The organism is Pseudomonas sp. A39 (genome assembly GCF_058145955.1).
Genome location: NZ_JBYVMD010000048.1, coordinates 1 through 17,308, shown reverse-complemented (window position 1 = coordinate 17,308; position 17,308 = coordinate 1). Strand labels below are relative to the sequence as shown.

Sequence of the window (17,308 nt, the reverse complement as noted above, 5' to 3'; positions counted from 1 at the left end):
GTCCTCGGGAAAATGAGCGATGGGCGCCAGCACAGCAGATGGATGTGACGGTTGGATGACGGTGGGGGAGGGTCGAATCAGCTCATGCCGCTAACAATGAAAAGCAAAAAATGTGGGAGGGGGCTTGCCCCTGATAGCGGTGGGTCAGTGAAAAATCAGGGGGCTGACCCACTGCTATCGGGGGCAAGCCCCCTCCCACAGTAGATCTTCACAGGTCATTTCAGCTCATTCCAACTTAAGATCCTGCTCAAACCCTCGGTTTACGGGGCTCCGCGCCGATCGCTGTCACAGAACCGTCATCCCCCACCCCTAGCGTGCCCTCCCAGTTGCCGGGCCCGTTGCCTGGCGCCAACGGATTCTTGGGGAGGATTGCATGTACAAGCGCACCGGGCTCGTCAGCTTCACGCTTACCGCCTTGGCCCTGGCGATGGCCAGCGAGCGGCTGAATGCGGCCGACGCGGCCACCACCGAGCACGTCGAAGTGGTTGGCCAGGCGGCGGCCATGGACCAGGCACTCAAGGAGCAGCGCAAGTCCGACAGCATCAAGAGCGTGGTGCATGCCGACGGCGTGGCCCAGTTGCCGGATGAAAACGTCGCCGAAGCGGCGCAGCGCCTGCCAGGCATCAGCGTGGAGCGCGACCAGGGTGAAGGGCGCTTCGTCAGCGTGCGTGGCCTGGGCCCGGACCTCAACAGCGTGACCATCAACGGCACCCTGGTGCCCGCGCCGGAAAGCGCGCGGCGCGCCGTCGCACTGGATGTGCTGCCCTCGGAACTGGTGCAGTCGCTGTCGGTGATCAAGACCCTCACGCCGGACATGGACGCCAACTCCCTCGGCGGCACGGTCGATGTGCAAAGCCTGTCGGCCTTCGACCACAAGGGTTTGTTCTACACCGGCAGTACCGAAGCCAGCTACGACAAGAACACGCGCCAGACCAGCCCGAAATTCTCCGGTGCGGCCAGCAACCGTTTCAGCCTGGGCGACGGCATCGACAACTTCGGCGTGGCCGCCGCACTGAGCTGGCAGAAGCGTGACTTCGGCTCGGACAACGTCGAGACCGGCGGCGCCTGGGACTTCACCGACGGCGCCAAGCTCAATGAGTTCGAACAGCGCGACTACGACATCAGCCGCGAACGCGCCGGCGGCGGCCTGAACTTCGACTACAAGCCCGACGACCTCAGCAGCTACTACCTGCGCACCCTCTACAGCCGCTACACAGACACCGAAACCCGCAACGCCGCCAGCCTCGAATTTGCCGACCCCCAGGCACCTGGTGAGTTGGGCGACGCCGAAGCCAAGCGCAAGCTGAAAAACCGCGAAGAAACCCAGGAAATCCAATCCTACGTGTTTGGCGGCGAACGCATGCTCGGCCTGTGGACCCTGAGCGGCCAGGCCGGCTACAGCCAATCCAGCGAAGACAGCCCGGCGCACATCGCCGGTGCCACCTTCGACGGCGGTGACTTTGCCAACAGCGGCTTCTATGACCAGGACAAACCACGCCCGATCATCGGCAGCGGCTTCTACGACGCGCGTAACTTCACCCTCGACAAAGTCGACTGGGAAAAACAGAACACAAAAGACACCGAGAAAAACCTGCGCCTGGACCTGGCCCGCGACTACGACCTGAGCGGCTATGCGTCCCAGGTGAAATTCGGCGGCAAAGTCAGCCGCCGCCACAAAGACAACGACCTGGAAGCCTGGGTCTACAAAGACTTCGACACCCTCGGCTTCAGCGCCGACCAGCTCAACCTCAGCCAATTCCAGAAGGGCAGCGTCGACTACCGTCTCGGCAACTACGGCCCCGGCATCAGCCCCGGCGCTATCAAGCAGCTGATCGGCAGCCTCAACCCGGCAGACTTCTATGACGAGACCGAATCACGGGTCAACGACTTCACCATTCGTGAAGACATCAACGCCGGCTACCTGATGAACACCGTCGATATCGACGACTGGCGCTTCATCGCCGGCCTGCGCTACGAGGGCACCGAGTTTGAAGCCAAGGGCACCGGCGCCACCGATGGCGTGTTCACGCCGACCGAGACCAAGCGCCGTTATCACCACTGGCTACCGGGCCTGCATGCGCGCTACCAGATCGACAAGAACACCCAGGTACGCGCGGCCTGGACCAAGTCGGTGGTGCGCCCGACCTTCGGCCAATTGGCGCCGGGGTTTGTCATCGACGATGACGAAGCCACCTTTGGCAACCCGGACCTCAAGCCCCTGGAGTCGAGCAACCTGGACCTGGGCATCGAGCACTTCATGGGCCGCGCCGGCACCGTCTCGGCCTTCGTGTTCTACAAAGACATCAAAAACTTCGTCTACAACACCGACCTCGCCGGTACCGGCGCCTGGACCAACTTCGCCGAGGCCCACACCTACGCGAATGGCGACAGCGCCAAGCTCTACGGCCTGGAACTGGCCTACTCACAGAAATTCGACTGGCTGCCTGCACCGTGGAACGGCCTGCTGATCGGTGCCAACAGCACGTTCAGCCGCTCCAGCGCCGACATCGAAGGCTTCGACAGCACCAGCGGGACGAACCGCAAGCGCAACATCAGCCTGCCCAACCAGTCCGACACCGTCGGCAACCTGATGCTCGGTTGGGAAGACGACAAGCTCAGCCTGCGCGTCTCGGCCAACTACAAATCGGCGTACCTCTATGAGCTGGCCTCGATCAACGACAAGGCTCACGACCTGCACGTCGACGCTCAGACCTTTGTCGACTTCAGCGCGCGCTACTCGCTGACCAAGAACCTGCAAGTCAGCTTCGAGGCGCAGAACCTCACCGATGAGTCGTACTTCGTCTACACCGGCCACCGTAGCTACAACGGCCAGTACGAGGAGTACGGCCCCACTTACAAGCTGGGCCTGACGTTCACCCATTTCTAACCCACACCTCGATTCCAATGTGGGAGGGGGCTTGATCCCGATGGCGATGGGTCAGGTACACATTGATTGGCTGATACACCGCTATCGGGAGCAAGCCCCCTCCCACATGGATCTCCATTGCTTTCGAAGGATTTGTTCGTTCATGAGAATCTCCAAGCTGTACCTGCTGATCGCGTTGGCCGCTTGCTCACCGGTAATGGCCGCCGACCTGGCGCTGACGCCTTGGGCACCCAGCCTGAATACCGAAGCCATGGCCTTCCTGCCCAACGGCAGCGAACGCCTGGCTGCCGGCACCCGCGACGGCCTGCAACTGCTCGACAGCAAGGGCGCCGAACTGGCCCGCTTCACAGGCAATTTCAGCAGCCTCGACACCCGCGTCGTCGGTGCCCAGGTGCTGGTGGCCAGCCTCGACAACGACCGCCAACAGGCCTTGCTGATCAGCCTCGATACGTCCACCAAGACCTTTGGCCAACCGCTGTACCTGCCCACCCGCGATTACCCGGTGAATGGCCTGTGCCTGTACCGCGACGGGGCGGCCAACCTGTTTGTGTTCCTGGTGGGCGAGGAGGGCAAGGGCGAGCAATGGCTGGTAGGCAACGGCTCGACGTTGCTCGCCGAAGCCCAGCGTGTACGCGGCTTGCCGCTGCCACCGTCGGCGCAGTTCTGCCAGGTGGATGACGCCACCCAGCAACTGGTGGTGAATGAAGAAAACGTCGGCTGGTGGGCCTACCCGGCGCACCCGGAAGCCGATGTCAAACGCGCCCCGGTCGCCCTGTTCGACAACCCCAAGCGCGAAGCCGGCGCCATGGCGCTGGTACCGGGCGGTGTGGTGGCGCTTGACCCCAAGACCGCCCAGTTGCACCTGTTCCAGCACAGCGGTGAGCGTTGGGTCGAGCAATCGAGCCTGACGCTGCCAGGTCTCAAGGAACCGGAACAACTCAGCGTTAATGGCCAGCACCTGCTGGTGCGTGATGACGACACCGGCAAGCTGTATCAGGGCACACTCAACTGGCAAGCCAAACCTGTGGCGGCCGCGCCGGTACTGCCGGAAGTCGCTGCGCTGCGCCAGACCGATCCAGTCGGCCGCCAGGGCGATGCAGCGGATGACCCGGCGATCTGGATTCACCCCACGCAGCCGGAAAAAAGCCGCGTGCTCGGTACTAACAAGAAGCAGGGCCTGCTGGCCTATGACCTCGACGGCAAGCTGTTGCAGGAACTGGCGGTCGGCCGCCTCAACAACGTCGACGTCCGCCCCCACTTCAAGCTCGGCGCGCACACCGTCGACCTCGCCGTGGCGAGTAACCGTGATCGCAACAGCCTGAGCCTGTTCAGCATCGACCGCCAGAGCGGCGAACTGCGTGAAGCCGGTGAAGTGCCGACGCCGCTCAAGGACATCTACGGTATCTGCCTGTTCCAGCCCGCCGGCGGGGACCTCTACGCCATCGCCAACGGCAAGGACGGCACCTTCCTGCAATACCGCCTCAGCGCGCCGGATGGCCGTGTGCAGGGCGAGCTGGTGCGCCAGTTCAAGGTCGACAGCCAGCCCGAAGGCTGCGTGGCCGATGACCAGCGCCAGCGGCTGTTTATCGGTGAAGAAGATGTCGGCGTGTGGGCGGTGGATGCGCGTGCCGACCAACCGGCCACGCTCACCAGCGTGATCAAGGTCGGCCCGCAACTGCAGGCGGATGTCGAGGGCCTGGCGCTGTACCAGAGCGATAAGCGCGATTACCTGGTGATCTCCAGCCAAGGCAACGACAGCTATGTGGTGGTGGATGCCGAGCCGCCGTTTGCCACGCACGGTGCTTTTCGCGTGGGCCTGAACGCCGCCGCCGGCATAGACGGCGCGTCGGAAACCGATGGCCTGGAAGTCACCGCCCTCAACCTCGGCGGGCCCTGGAGCCAAGGCATGCTGGTGGTGCAGGACGGGCGCAAGCGCATGCCCGAGCAGACCCAGAACTTCAAGTTCGTGCCGTGGGCGGAGGTGACCCGCACACTGAAATTACCCTGAACGGTCATCAGCCGGTCATCACTTTTTAATCGAATAGGAGCCTAACCATGCACGCGACGATGGAACATATGACGATCTGGGGTTTGATCAGCGACGCCAGCCTGTTGGTCAAGGCGGTGATGGTCACGTTGCTGCTGGCGTCCTTGCTCAGTTGGTACCTGATCATCCAGCGCGGCAGTGTGCTGCGCCGCCTGGAGCGCCAGTTGAACGGCTTTGTGCGGCGCTTTCGTGCCGCGTCCGACCTGCAGCCGCTGTACCGCGAAACGGTGCAGGCGGGCGAGGGCGGCATTGCGCCGATTTTTATCGCAGGCGTGCACGAATACCAGCACCTGCAAAGCCATGATCCGGCCGTGTTGGAAGGTGTCGAACGTGCGTTGCAGGTAGCGATCACCGAGCAGGAAATCGAGTTGGAAAAGGGCCTGCAATTCCTTGCGACCGTGGGCTCGGTGAGTCCCTACATCGGTCTGTTCGGTACCGTGTGGGGGATCATGAATTCCTTTATCGGCTTATCCCAGGTCCAGCAGGCGACGCTGTCGACGGTGGCGCCGGGCATTGCCGAAGCGTTGATCGCCACCGCCATCGGCCTGTTTGCCGCCATCCCGGCGGTGATCGCCTACAACCGCTTCGCGGCACGCGGCCAGACCTTGCTCACCCGCTATTACGCCTTCGGCAATGAACTGCAAGTGCGCCTGCACCGCACCTTGCGCGGCACGCCGATCAACCTGGCCGTGGCCGCCTGAACAAGGAGCAAACCGATGTTGACCAGGCCGCAACGCAAGCACGGGCCCAAGGCTGAGATGAATGTGGTGCCTTACATCGACGTGATGCTGGTGCTGCTGGTGATCTTCATGGTCACCGCGCCGATGTTGACCCAGGGCGTGAAGATCGAACTGCCCAAGGTCGCCGCCGAAGCGCTGGCCACCGACACCCGCCAGCAGATCCTCACGCTGTCGGTGAAGGCCGACGGGGGTTACTACTGGAACCTCGGCGGCGAGCTCGACACCCGGCACCAGACCGACAGCGCCGTGACCCTGGATGAAATGGGCGCCAAGGTCATGCAGGTAGTGGCGGCGCGCAGCGACACCCAGGTGTACATCCGCGCCGATGACAACGCCGGATACGGCCGGGTGGTCGCGGCCATGGCGGTGTTGCAGAAAGGTGGTGTGAGCAACTTGGGGCTGGTGACCGAGGCCCCGCAATGACGGCGATGATCATGCACAGTCCGACGTTAACGATGGCGCACGGGCAACCGTCCGGGTTCTGGAGAAACAGCTTCGCGGCGAGCCTGGCAGTGGCGCTCCACGTGGGCGTGCTGGCAGCGCTGATGCTGGGTGGGTCAACAGAAAAAACGCCGGTGCAAGCACCCAGGGTGATGCATACCCAGTTGGTGATGATGCCACCTGCGGCTGTTCCTGTTCCTGCTCCCGCACCTGAGCCGGTGGCCCTCACACCTCCGGAGCCCGTCGCTGTTCCCGTACCGGTGAAGCCCACCGTCGATCCGCAGATCCAGGCGCAGAAACTTGAGAAGGCCGCCTTGGCGCGCAAGCGTGTCGAAGACAAGAAAATCGAGCAACAACAAGAACGCTTGGCGACTGAACAGCGCAACCGCGAGCTGGAGCAACAGCGAGTGAACCAGGAACGCCTCGCCGCTGAACGCGCCCGCCCCGCAGCACCCGCCCCCGCGCCAGCCTTCGACAGCCGTCAATACCAGCCCTTGAGCAAGGAAGCGCCGGATTACCCCGAGCGTGCCCTGGACAAGAACATCGAAGGCGATTGCTCAGTCGAATACACCGTCAACATTCAGGGCCGTGTGGAAAACCCCAGGGTGCTCGACGGCTGCCACCCGCTGTTCATGCGACCTTCATTGGCGGCGGCAAATACCTTCCGCTACCAGCCACGGATTGTTGATGGAAAACCCGTGCCCGTGCCAGCAGTGCGCAACACGTTCCACTACCGCATCAAGTAACCCACCTTTATGCGTTATGGGGATGATACTTTTTGCCTGACCACAATACCCAATGTGGGAGGGGGCTTGCTCCCTCCCACCTGTTGATTGCTGTTCGGCGTTATGAATTCGCCAGGTTCTCCAACGTCCTACCGTCGATATACCGTTCCAGGTTCGCCAAAAACGTATCGGCAATCTCGTTGCGGCTATTGGTCGAAATCGCCGATGTGTGCGGCGACAACCTCACCCTTGGATGGGTGTACAACGGATGCCCATCCGGCAACGGCTCCGGCTCGGTTACATCCAGCGATGCCAGCCCGATCTGCCCGTTATCCAGCGCTTCCAGCAGCGCCTCCTGGTCCAGCAAGCCACCCCGTGCAATATTGATCAAGTGCAGCCCTGGCTTGGCGCTGCCCAGCACATCACGGTTGATGATATGCCGTGTGGACTCGGTCAGCGGTGCCGCCACCACCAGGTGATCGGCGCGCGCGAACAGGTCGTGAATGTCCTTGGCGGCTTCAACCCCCGTGCTGAACGGCGTCGGACTTTGACGCAGCGCCACCACCTTGATCCCCAAGGCCAGGGCTTTTTGCGCCAGGCTTTCGCCAATCGCACCAAACCCCAGGATGCCCAGCGTCGTGCCCTTGAGCGGGCGCAGCGGGGTGAATTGCCACTGGGCGTCCTTCACCCAGATCTCCGGTAGATGCTTGGACGCGGCAAAGATCGCGGCCAAGGCAAATTCGGCCAGGTTGTCGGCGGCACTGCCGCGCGAGGTGGTCACCGGCGGCCCGTTGAACAGCCACTGCGGGTAGAAGTCGATGCCCGACGACACCAGGTGCACCCACTGCGCGCCGTACGGCCAGCCCGGTGGCGGCGTATCCGGCGCGGTGTAGCCACGCACGTTGATCGGGCGCAGCAATAGAATGTTGGCCTGGGGCGGCAGGTCGCTGGGTACGCCCACGGGTACGCCGATCACTTGCGCGCCGGGGTGGATCGAGGCCAGGCGCTGGCGGATCACGTCGTTGTAATCTTCGTCCAGCTGGCTGGCAATAATCACCTGGCTCATGGGCGTTCCTTGTGGCGTTGGGCGAAGACGGCTTTGCCGACACCTTGCAACACGGCGTCGTTCTGCGGGGTGTGCACGCGGCTGCAGAGCACATCGCGGTAATGCCGTTGCAGTGGGCTATGGCGCGACAGGCCTGGGTTACCCGAGGCCTCGATGGCCAGCTCCACGGCGCGGATGGCGTTGTGGGTGACCAGGTACTTCAACTGCGCGGCATTGGCCGACGGGGTATGGCCTTCGGCCGCGGCGTCGAGCAGGCTGCGGTTGGCAAACAGCAGGGTGTCGATGTGGCCGACGGTTTCCTGGAAGCGCGGCAAGGTCGACAGCGCGGCGCCAAGGTTGGACGGCTGGCGCTCTTCCAGCCAGTTCACCAGCCAGTCCCGCGCGGCCTGGGCCACGGCGTCGTACACCGAGGACAACAACACCGACATCCACAGGAAACCCTCGCCGTCCAGCTCCGGCGAGGGCGCGCTCCACGGGCTGACGCTGACGGCGTGATCGAGTGGCACCCGCACGTTGTCGAGCACCACTTCGTGGCTGCAGGTGGCGCGCATGCCCAGGTGGTCCCAGGTGTCGATGATGCTCACGCCGGGGCTGTCTTTTGGCACCAGCCAGGCGCCGACCAATGGATCGGCGTCATCGCTGCGTGCCCACACGCTGAACCAGCTCAGGCCATGGCTGCCGGTGGAGTAGATCTTGCGTCCGCTGATGCGCCAGCCTTCGGCAGTGCGCACGGCGGTCGTCGCCGGCAGGCCGCCACGGGCCGGGGTGCCCAGGTCGGGCTCGACGCGCAGGGCGTTGATCAGGGCGCCGTCGCGCACAGCGTCATTCGCCACTTGCGTGCGCAAGTGCGCCGGCCACGTCTTGCTGTCTTGCAGGCGTGTGTGTTGCAGGTACTGCATCACCAGGATCAGCGCGGTGGACGGTTCGCCCTTGGCAATCGCACTGATCGCCTTGCGCGCCTGGGGCAGGCTGGCACCGCCGCCGCCCAGGGACTTGGGCACCGTGAGGGCGACCAGGCCGTGTTCGTGCAGCAACGTGAAGTTGGCATGAGGGAAGGCGCCGCTCTCGTCATAGAGGTGCGCGGTGCTGGCCAGCTCGGTGCTGAGGCGTTCGAGCAGGGCTTCGAAGTTGGCGACTTCCACGGAGCGCAGAGACGGTTGAGACGATGAAGTCATGATGATTGTACTCGGTCAAAATGTGGGAGCTCAGATAGCGATGCGTACAGGCTGCTCGCCCAACAACCGCTCAACGGCCTGCAGCACCGGCTCAGCTTCAGTGCGCACCAGCCAATCCGGGCTCACCTCCACAAACGCCACCGTGCCGTCCCCGGCAATCACCACCACCGTCGGTTGCGGCAACTCCCAGGTAGCGGTGCCGGTGGTTTCGCCAAGGTGATTGCCCTTGGCCAGGGCGGCATTGCGCGATGCCTCATCGGCGCTGTAGAGAATGCCCAGGCGTCGGCCGAGGGTGTTGTCGGGGTCACTGGCCACCTGCAGTTGCAGGGTGTGCCGGGTCTTGATTTCGACCAGGCGCTCAGGCACTTGCGGGCTCACTGCTACCAGCGGCACGCCCAGTTCGCGCAGGCGGGGGTAGAGCTGGCGTTCGTAATAGGGCAGGGCGATGTTGCACGCCGGGCAGCCGGCAAAGCGGAAGAAAATCAGCACCGCCGGACCGTCCGCCAGCAGCAGGTCGCGGTTGAGTTCACCGCCTTCTACAGTGAGCAGGGTGAACGGGGCCAGCTCATCGCCGACCTGCACGTAGTCGTCGGGGCGCGCTTCATCCACCAGGCGCTGGCGCTGGTCGATATTGACCTGCAACGCTTCCGGCGCCCAGGTGGCGACACGTTCGGCGTGCAGGTCCGCCAGTTGACGGTTGAGGGATTCACTCATGCCAGCGCCTCCTGTTTTTCTTCAACCTCGGCGGCGACGCTGTAGCGGTTGGCCGGTACGTCCAGGCCCAAGTTGTCGCGCAGGGTATGGCCCGTGTATTCGCTGCGGAACAGGCCGCGTTGCTGCAACACCGGCACCACCCATTCGGTGAAATACTGCAAACCGTCCGGCAGCACCGAGTTGATGATGAAACCATCGCTGGCGCCGGTCTCGAACCAGGTCTGGATCGCATCGGCGACTTGCTCCGGGGTGCCGACAAAATCACGTTTTGGCCGCGAAAAGTGCAGGGCGACTTCACGTAGGGTCAGGCCTTCGTCCTTGGCCAGTTGTTTGATGCGGTCGGAGCCGCCTTTCTGGCTGTTGGAACCGAGGTCGCCGAGCTCCGGGAACGGCGCGTCCAAGGGGTATTTGCTGAAGTCGTGATCGTTGAACGGGCGGCCGAGGGCGACGATTGCGTCTTCCACGGTGACCAGGTCGACGGCTTGCTGATAGCGGCTTTCCACTTCAGCCTCATCGCGGCCGACGATCGGGCGTATGCCCGGCAGGATCGACAGGCTTTGCGGGTCGCGGCCAAAGCCTTTGGCGCGACGCTTCAGGTCTTGGGAATAGGCCAGGCCCTCTTCGATGCTGTCCACGTGCACAAAGATCGCATCGGCGTTCTGCGCGGCAAAGTTGCGCCCATCCTCCGAGGTGCCGGCCTGGAAAATCACCGGTTGGCCCTGGCGCGAGCGCGCGATGTTCAGCGGGCCTTTCACCGAGAAGAAATCGCCCTTGTGGTTGAGTGCATGCAGCTTGCTCGGGGCAAAAAACTCGCCGGTCTGTTTGTTGTAGGTAAAGGCATCGTCTTCCCACGAATCCCACAAGCCCTGGACCGTGTTCACGTGTTCCTTGGCGATGCGGTAACGCACGGCATGGGGTGGATGCTCGGCCTTGCTGAAGTTGTCAGCGGTGCCGCTCAGCCACGAGGTGACCACGTTCCAACCGGCGCGGCCGCCGCTGATATGGTCCAGGGACGAGAACTGACGCGCCACCTGGTAGGGCTCGGTGTAGCTGACGGTCACGGTGGCGACCAAGCCAATATTCGTGGTGATCGCCGCGAGTGCCGACAGGATGGTCAGCGGCTCGAAACGGTTGAGGTAGTGCGGGCTGGACTTGGCGTGGATGTGCAGGCTGTCGGCGATGAAGACGAAGTCGAACTTGGCGGCTTCGGCCAATTCAGTCTGCTGCTTGTAGAAACCGAAGCTGGTGCTGGCATTCGGTTGGGCGTTCGGGTGGCGCCATTCGCCCCAGCCGTGTCCCACGCCGTGGACCATGGCGCCCAGTTTCAAATGACGTGGTTTTGCTTGATGTGGCTTGCTCATGTTCTGCTCCTGTTAGCGCGATGCTTGGGAAAGGGGGGCACGCTTGGCGTTGAAGCTCTTATCGAAGCCCTGTGACACGTCGATGTGCTGGGTCAGCAGGCCTTCTTTTTGATAGGTATCGGCGGTCGCTTGCAGGCCGCTGATGACGGAGTCGTCGATGGCGACCGGGGTCAGGTGGGTGTCCTTGGCCACCTCGACGTGCACGGCCAACGGCAGGCCGGTGATCTTGGCCTGGGCGGCGGCGTACTCATCAGGGTGGGTGTTGGCCCAGGCGTAAGCGCGGTCGACGCGTGCGACAAAGTCATCCAGTTGCGGGCGCTTGTCGGCGATGGCTTTTTGGGTGGCCGCGAGGTACAGGTGGTTGCTCAGCAGCTTGTTACCACTGATCAACACGCGAGCCTGGCTTTGCGAAGTGACCACGGTGGTGTACGGGTCCCAGGTGGCCCAGGCATCGACAGTGCCGTTATCCAGCACCAGGCGTGATTCGCTGGGCAGCAGGAAAATGAACTGCACATCCTTGGTGGTCAGGCCGGCGGTGGCCAGGGCCTTGATCGCCAGGTAATGGCCGATGGAACCGCGCCCGGTGACGATCTTCTTGCCCTTGAGGTCGGCGACGGTCTTGATCGGCGAGTCCTTGGGCACCAGCAAGGCAGTGGTGTTGCGCCCTTCGGCGTGGATGATGCTGACCACCTTGAGCGACGCGCCGGCACCCAGGGCGAACACATAAGGCGCATCGCCGAGGGCGCCGATATCCACGGCGCCGGCATTCAAGGCTTCGCCCAGGGGCGAGGCGGACGGGAATTCCGACCACTGGATCTCGTAGGGCACGTTTTTGGTTTCGCCGGAGACTTCCAGCAATGCCTTGATCGTGGATTTCTGGTTGGCCACGCGCAGGGATTGCAGGTCGGCGGCGTGTGCGCTGCCGATCAGGCCGAAGGCGAGGGCGGTACCCAGGAGCAGGCGTTTGAAAGGGGTGGTAAGGACCATGGGATGCAGGCTCCAGGCAGATCAAGAAAGGGTTTGATTACCTCCGCCTGGAGAAGGGGTCGGTGCATGGGTTAACGTTATGCCCATAAAAACGCGCTGTGAAGTTCTTTTTGGTTATAAGTTAATTATTAAAATATTTGATTATGTGTGAGTTGATTATTCGATAATTGCATTTGTTGGCGCATTGCGCGCCAAGGCGAATATCCCGTCAGGGGGAATTTTTGTGGTGAGCAGGCTTGCCCTGCGCTGGGGTGCGTAGCAGCCCTGTCAATGTCGCCGGGTTTTTTCGGGTAGAACTTCGGTGGCTGGTTTTGGGGCTGCTTCGCAGCCCAGCGCAGGGCAAGCCTGCTCACTACAGGGGCGCCTTGCCATTGGGGTAACAGGAACAACCTGGCCTGCGCCAGACAGGAGCAAATGCACATCAGGGGAGGGCTTTTTGTGGTGAGCAGGCTTGCCCTGCGCTGGGGGGCGGAGCGGCCCTGTCAATGTCGCCGGGTTTTTTCGGGTAGAACTTCGGTGGCTGGTTTTGGGGCTGCTTCGCAGCCCAGCGCAGGGCAAGCCTGCTCACTACAGGGGCGCCTTGCCATTGGGGTAACAGGAACAACCTGGCCTGCGCCAGACAGGAGCAAATGCGCATCAGGGGAGGGCTTTTGTGGTGAGCAGGCTTGCCCTGCGCTGGGCTGCGTAGCAGCCCTATCAATGCCACCGTGTTTTTTCGGGTAGAACGCCGGTGGCTGGTTTTGGGGGGCAGGCGTGTCAGGTGGATCAGATCACGTAGAAGCCATGGGTGCCGTCGCGAGCCAACTGGTCGACCAGGCCGTACTCCCAATCCAGGTACGCTTGCATGGCTTCCTTGGGGTTGTCGGTGCCTTCGTATGGGCGGCGGTAGCGGTCGATGCGCGGTGAAGCCAGGTGGGTTTCACCTTCTTCCAGCGGCAGTTGCGCGTTGATCCAGCCGGCGGTGCCGTCTTGCAGCAGGAACACTTGCTTGCCGGTGATGGCTTCGACTTCGGCCACCGCCAGGCGCGCCAATTGGCTGCTGCCGCAGGTCAGCACGTAGCGTGGTGCGGCGGGCACCTTGGCCAGGGCCTGGGACAGTTGGGCGCGCAGCACCCACCAGGCACCAGGGATATGGCGTTTCACGTAGTTGGCGCTGGCGGTGAAATCCAGCACCACGGTGTCGCCATGCTTCAGCCACTCGGCCAGGGTGTGCGGGCTGATCAGCTCGGCCTGAGGCGGGGCCGGTACCGGCGCGACCCAGGCGCCTTTTTCGCTGAAGTGCGCCGCGTGCAGGTCATCCAGCACATGCACTTCCCAGCCCAATTGCGCGAGCCAGGATGCGGACATATTGGCCCGCACGCCGTCGTCATCCGCCAGCACCAGCCGGGCGCCACGCACGCTGGCGACGTGGTCGGTTTCCTGCACCAGTTGCCCGCCCGGCGTGGAGCGCGCGCCCGGCAGGTGACCGGCTTCGAATTCTTCCGGAGTACGTACATCGAACAGGTAGGTGGTGCGGGTTTTTTCCTGCTGCCAGGCGTGCAGGTCGGCGAGGGTGGCACGACCCACGCGGGCCTTGTCGGCCACTCGGCGTGCATCCGCAGCGGCAGCCTGGCGATGTGCTTCCGACGTCGGTGCAAAACGTCGCGATTGACCATGGGCAAGTTTCTGCCCGGCCAATGTCCAGCCGATGGTGCCGTTACGCAGGGCCGACACCGGGTTGACCACGCCGGCATTGATCAGCGATTGGGTGCCGATAATGCTGCGTGTACGCCCGGCGCAGTTGACGATGATACGGGTGGCCGAGTCCGGCGCCAGTTCACGGGCACGCAACACCAGTTCGGCGCCCGGCACGCTGATGCCGGTGGGAATGCTCATGGTCTGGTATTCGTCGAAACGCCGTGCATCGAGCACCACCACATCGGCCTGGCTGTCGAGCAGCGCCTGCACTTCTTCGGCGGCCAGTGACGGCGTGTGGCGCTCGCTCTCGACTAATTCGCCAAACGCCTTGCTCGGCACGTTCACGTCGATAAACAGCTCGCCACCGGCCTTGCGCCAACCGTCCAATCCACCTTCCAACACACTTACCTGGGTGTAGCCCAGCGCGACCAGGCGCTCGGCGGCGCGGGCGGCCAAGCCTTCGCCGTTGTCGTAGACGGTGACCTGGGTATCGCGCCGTGGAATGCGCGAATACACCTCCAGCTCCAGCTTGGACAGCGGGATATTGGCGGCGAACAACGGGTGGGATTCGGCAAACGGTGCTTCTTCGCGCACGTCGACCAGGGCGACTTCTTCATGGTCCAACAGGGCCTGGCGAATCCGGGCAAAGCTGCGAGTCGATACGGTGGTCATAGGGCAGGGCTCTTTTCTTTGGACAAATCCCAGATGTTCGGGAGGAAGGCGTTGGAGTAGCCGGAAATAAACAGTTTCTCGCTGCCGTCAGGTTGGTACACCGCGCGGCGCACCGCACCGATATTGGCGCCGTACACATGGATGCTGATGGACACCTGGTCGCTGTGAGCATTGCTCACCTGGTGGATGTCACCGACTTTGGGCGACACCGCTTCAACCTGCCCCGGCACCAGCTGGATCGGCTTGCCTTCGGCTACCAGGCGGCCATCCGGGGCACGTTCAAAACCTTGGGAAAACTCTGCCCCGCGCAACATGCCGATCAGCCCCCACACCCGGTGGTCATGAATCGGCGTGCTTTGCCCCGGCCCCCATACAAAGCTGACGATGCTGAAACGCTGGCGCGAATCGGCATGCAGCAAGAACTGCTGGTAGCGCTCGGGGTCGGGTTGGGCGTATTCATCGGGCAGCCAGTCATCATGGCTGACCAGTTGCGCCAGTAGCTTGCCGCCACGGTGCAGCAGGTCGCCTTCGCGTGGATTGCCGTCGATCAATTCCGCCAGGGCGCCTATGAAGGCTCTGAGTCTCTCGGGGTGTCGGGCCTGGGTCATGACAATTCCATCGTGTGGTCGGTGGTGATGGGTTTATCTAAGCATAATGTTAATAGTTAATATGCTATTTTTTAATGATTAGCTTATAGCTGAAGGTAATTTATAACGGGTCTGAATAGTGTTAGACGTTATCGATCACAGGGTGGGCTATCCAGGCAGCCTTCCTGCAACTATGCTTCGCACACATCTTAATGACTGTTCTCTATGTGCGGCCCAAATGAAAATTGACGATATCGATGCCTTTGTCGAAGTGATTCGTTGCCAGTCCATCAGCCATGCCGCCGAGTCGTTGCAATTGACCCAGCCGGCCATCACCCGCCGTGTGCAGAACTTCGAGCAGGCGCTGGGCGTGGAGCTGTTCGACCGCAATACCAAACCCCTCAAGCCTACGCTGATCGGCACTCGCGTCTACGAGCAGTGCCGGCTGATCCTGCGCGAGATGGATGCCCTGCGCGAGCTGGTGGCCACCGACGCACCGCCTACCGGCGTGTTACGCCTGGGCGTGCCGCAGACCATCGGCGATGTGGTGCTGTTGGACGCGCTCAAGCACCTGCGTACCGAATACCCTGAACTGCGTGCCCAAGTCGCCACCGGCTGGGGCAGCCAACTGGTGGGCAAGATCGAGCGCGGCGAGTTGGATGCGGCGGCGGCGTTGTTCCCGGCGGGCAAGATCTTCCCGGATAACATCATCGGCGAGTCCATCGGCAAGATGGAACTGGTGGTGGTGTGCGCCAAATCCCAGCTGCCGAAAAAGCCGTGCAAGCTGGCGGACGTCTACCAGAACGGTTGGATCCTCAACCCGGACGGCTGCGGTTTCCGTGCCGGTTTACAGCGGACCTTGTCCGATCAAGGCCTGGCCTTGCGGGTCAACCTGGAAACCTTTGGCACCGAGCTGCAACTGGGTTTGGTGGCGGACGGCCTGGGCTTGGGCCTGGTGCCTCGGCCACTGCTGGAGCGCAGCGCGCATCGCGAGCAATTGGCGGTGATGCCGCTCAAGGACTTCAAGCCGGTCATGGATCTGTGGCTGATCTACCCGCACTTCCTCGGCAACCTGCAGGGCCCGGTGGATGCGTTTGGCAAGTGGGTGGCGGCCTCGTTGCACAAGATCAAGGACGCTGCCTGATATGAAAAAAAATAATAATTAGCTTAGATTAAAATGTGCTTTTATTATTTTTTTGCATCCCCTAGGCTTGCCTGGAAGTCCTTAAGGCCATCCAGGAAGTTTTGCCATGAGCAGCGTCACCTCGATTTCCAGCGTTTCCAGCAATGTTCGCCAACGCGTCACTCCAGAAGAATGGGAAGTGCGCGTCAAACTGGCCGCCGCTTATCGCCTCGCGGCCTTGTACAAGTGGACCGACCACATCTATACCCACTTCTCCGCCCGCGTGCCGGGCCCCGAGGAGCATTTCCTGATCAACGCCTTCGGCCTGTTGTTCGACGAAATCAGCGCCTCCAACCTGGTCAAGGTCGACCTCGACGGCACGATCGTCGATGACCCTACCGGCCTGGGCATCAACTACGCCGGTTATGTGATTCACAGCGCTATCCACGGCGCACGCCACGACCTGCAAGCGGTGCTGCACACCCACACCCGCGACGGTATCGCGGTGTCGGCGCAAAAAGACGGGTTGTTGCCGATCTCCCAGCATTCCATCGGTTTTTCCGGGCGGGTGGCGTACCACGGGTATGAAGGCATTGCCCTCGACCTGGACGAACGCGAGCGGTTGGTGGCGGACCTGGGCGACAAGAGTGTGATGATCCTGCGTAACCACGGCTTGTTGACTGCCGGTGTCAGCGTAGAACACGCGTTCCAGCAACTGCAGCAGTTGGAGCGCGCGTGCACTATCCAGGTCGCGGCGCAGGCGGCGGGGAATGCGGAGTTGATCTTCCCGCCGAAGGACGTGGTGGAGAAAGTCGAGCAGCAGGCCAAGGCACATTCGACGGGTGAAGGCCCAGGGGTGGCGCGGCATTGGAATGCGTTGATTCGGCAGTTGGAGCGTAGCGATACCGACTATAAAAACTGATCTTAATGTGGGAGGCGGCAAGCCCTAATGTCAGTCAGTTAAGACGTAGAAAGGGTAAAAAATAACCTGTGGCGAGGGAGCTTGCTCCCGTTGGGCCGCGAAGCGGCCCCAGCACTTTGTTTAAAAAGGCTGGGACTGCTGCGCAGTCCAACGGGAGCAAGCTCCCTCGCCACAGGTACAGTGT

14 protein-coding genes are annotated in these 17,308 nt (G+C 62.5%); 7 read left to right on the top strand and 7 right to left on the bottom strand.

Going from position 1 to position 17,308, the window contains the following annotated elements; translation table 11 throughout:
- Nucleotides 1-373 precede the first annotated feature (373 nt).
- From AC3ZU9_RS26340 to AC3ZU9_RS26320, 5 genes are all read left to right on the top strand, one after another.
- Nucleotides 374-2,887, top strand: coding sequence for a TonB-dependent receptor (locus tag AC3ZU9_RS26340; RefSeq protein WP_122811118.1), 2,514 nt, complete (start codon nucleotides 374-376; stop codon nucleotides 2,885-2,887).
- A gap of 142 nt (nucleotides 2,888-3,029) precedes the next feature.
- Entirely contained in the window at nucleotides 3,030-4,895 is a 1,866-nt protein-coding gene (locus AC3ZU9_RS26335; protein ID WP_490091553.1) for a phytase, read from the top strand.
- 47 nt (nucleotides 4,896-4,942) lie between these two features.
- Nucleotides 4,943-5,635, top strand: coding sequence for a protein TolQ (tolQ, locus tag AC3ZU9_RS26330; protein ID WP_490091552.1), 693 nt, complete (start codon nucleotides 4,943-4,945; stop codon nucleotides 5,633-5,635).
- Between the two features lie 15 nt (nucleotides 5,636-5,650).
- On the top strand, nucleotides 5,651-6,097 hold the full coding sequence (gene tolR / locus AC3ZU9_RS26325) for a protein TolR (RefSeq protein WP_012724839.1): 447 nt from the start codon (nucleotides 5,651-5,653) through the stop codon (nucleotides 6,095-6,097).
- A complete protein-coding gene (locus tag AC3ZU9_RS26320) occupies nucleotides 6,094-6,861 on the top strand; it encodes an energy transducer TonB (RefSeq protein ID WP_490091551.1) in 768 nt (255 codons plus the stop codon). Before tolR ends, AC3ZU9_RS26320 begins: the two co-directional genes overlap by 4 nt.
- Nucleotides 6,862-6,961: 100 nt before the next feature.
- Here the strand turns inward: AC3ZU9_RS26320 and AC3ZU9_RS26315 are convergent, their stop codons facing one another.
- From AC3ZU9_RS26315 to AC3ZU9_RS26285, 7 genes are all read right to left on the bottom strand, one after another.
- Nucleotides 6,962-7,906 carry a D-isomer specific 2-hydroxyacid dehydrogenase family protein gene (locus tag AC3ZU9_RS26315; protein WP_093541623.1) on the bottom strand — a complete coding sequence of 315 codons (945 nt, stop codon included), beginning with the start codon at nucleotides 7,904-7,906 and terminating at the stop codon, nucleotides 6,962-6,964.
- Nucleotides 7,903-9,081 (bottom strand): acyl-CoA dehydrogenase family protein, encoded by a 1,179-nt coding sequence (locus tag AC3ZU9_RS26310; RefSeq protein WP_012724836.1) that lies wholly within the window; start codon nucleotides 9,079-9,081, stop codon nucleotides 7,903-7,905. The genes AC3ZU9_RS26315 and AC3ZU9_RS26310 overlap by 4 nt, the downstream gene beginning before the upstream one ends.
- Nucleotides 9,082-9,111: 30 nt before the next feature.
- Nucleotides 9,112-9,795, bottom strand: a complete 684-nt coding sequence (locus tag AC3ZU9_RS26305; protein ID WP_490091550.1) for a peroxiredoxin-like family protein — start codon at nucleotides 9,793-9,795, stop codon at nucleotides 9,112-9,114.
- Nucleotides 9,792-11,156, bottom strand: a complete 1,365-nt coding sequence (locus AC3ZU9_RS26300) for an LLM class flavin-dependent oxidoreductase (RefSeq protein WP_102060813.1) — start codon at nucleotides 11,154-11,156, stop codon at nucleotides 9,792-9,794. The genes AC3ZU9_RS26305 and AC3ZU9_RS26300 overlap by 4 nt, the downstream gene beginning before the upstream one ends.
- A gap of 12 nt (nucleotides 11,157-11,168) precedes the next feature.
- The gene (locus AC3ZU9_RS26295; protein WP_012724833.1) at nucleotides 11,169-12,143 is read right to left on the bottom strand and encodes an ABC transporter substrate-binding protein; all 975 of its coding nucleotides are present in this window, start codon (nucleotides 12,141-12,143) and stop codon (nucleotides 11,169-11,171) included.
- 765 nt (nucleotides 12,144-12,908) lie between these two features.
- On the bottom strand, nucleotides 12,909-14,492 hold the full coding sequence (locus tag AC3ZU9_RS26290; protein ID WP_490091549.1) for a rhodanese-related sulfurtransferase: 1,584 nt from the start codon (nucleotides 14,490-14,492) through the stop codon (nucleotides 12,909-12,911).
- Entirely contained in the window at nucleotides 14,489-15,100 is a 612-nt protein-coding gene (locus AC3ZU9_RS26285; RefSeq protein WP_012724831.1) for a cysteine dioxygenase family protein, read from the bottom strand. Before AC3ZU9_RS26285 ends, AC3ZU9_RS26290 begins: the two co-directional genes overlap by 4 nt.
- 217 nt (nucleotides 15,101-15,317) lie before the next feature.
- Here AC3ZU9_RS26285 and AC3ZU9_RS26280 point away from each other — a divergent pair, with 217 nt between their 5' ends.
- Nucleotides 15,318-16,223 carry a LysR family transcriptional regulator gene (locus AC3ZU9_RS26280; protein ID WP_046034664.1) on the top strand — a complete coding sequence of 302 codons (906 nt, stop codon included), beginning with the start codon at nucleotides 15,318-15,320 and terminating at the stop codon, nucleotides 16,221-16,223.
- 106 nt (nucleotides 16,224-16,329) lie between these two features.
- Nucleotides 16,330-17,124 (top strand): class II aldolase/adducin family protein, encoded by a 795-nt coding sequence (locus AC3ZU9_RS26275; protein ID WP_490091548.1) that lies wholly within the window; start codon nucleotides 16,330-16,332, stop codon nucleotides 17,122-17,124.
- Nucleotides 17,125-17,308: the final 184 nt, after the last annotated feature.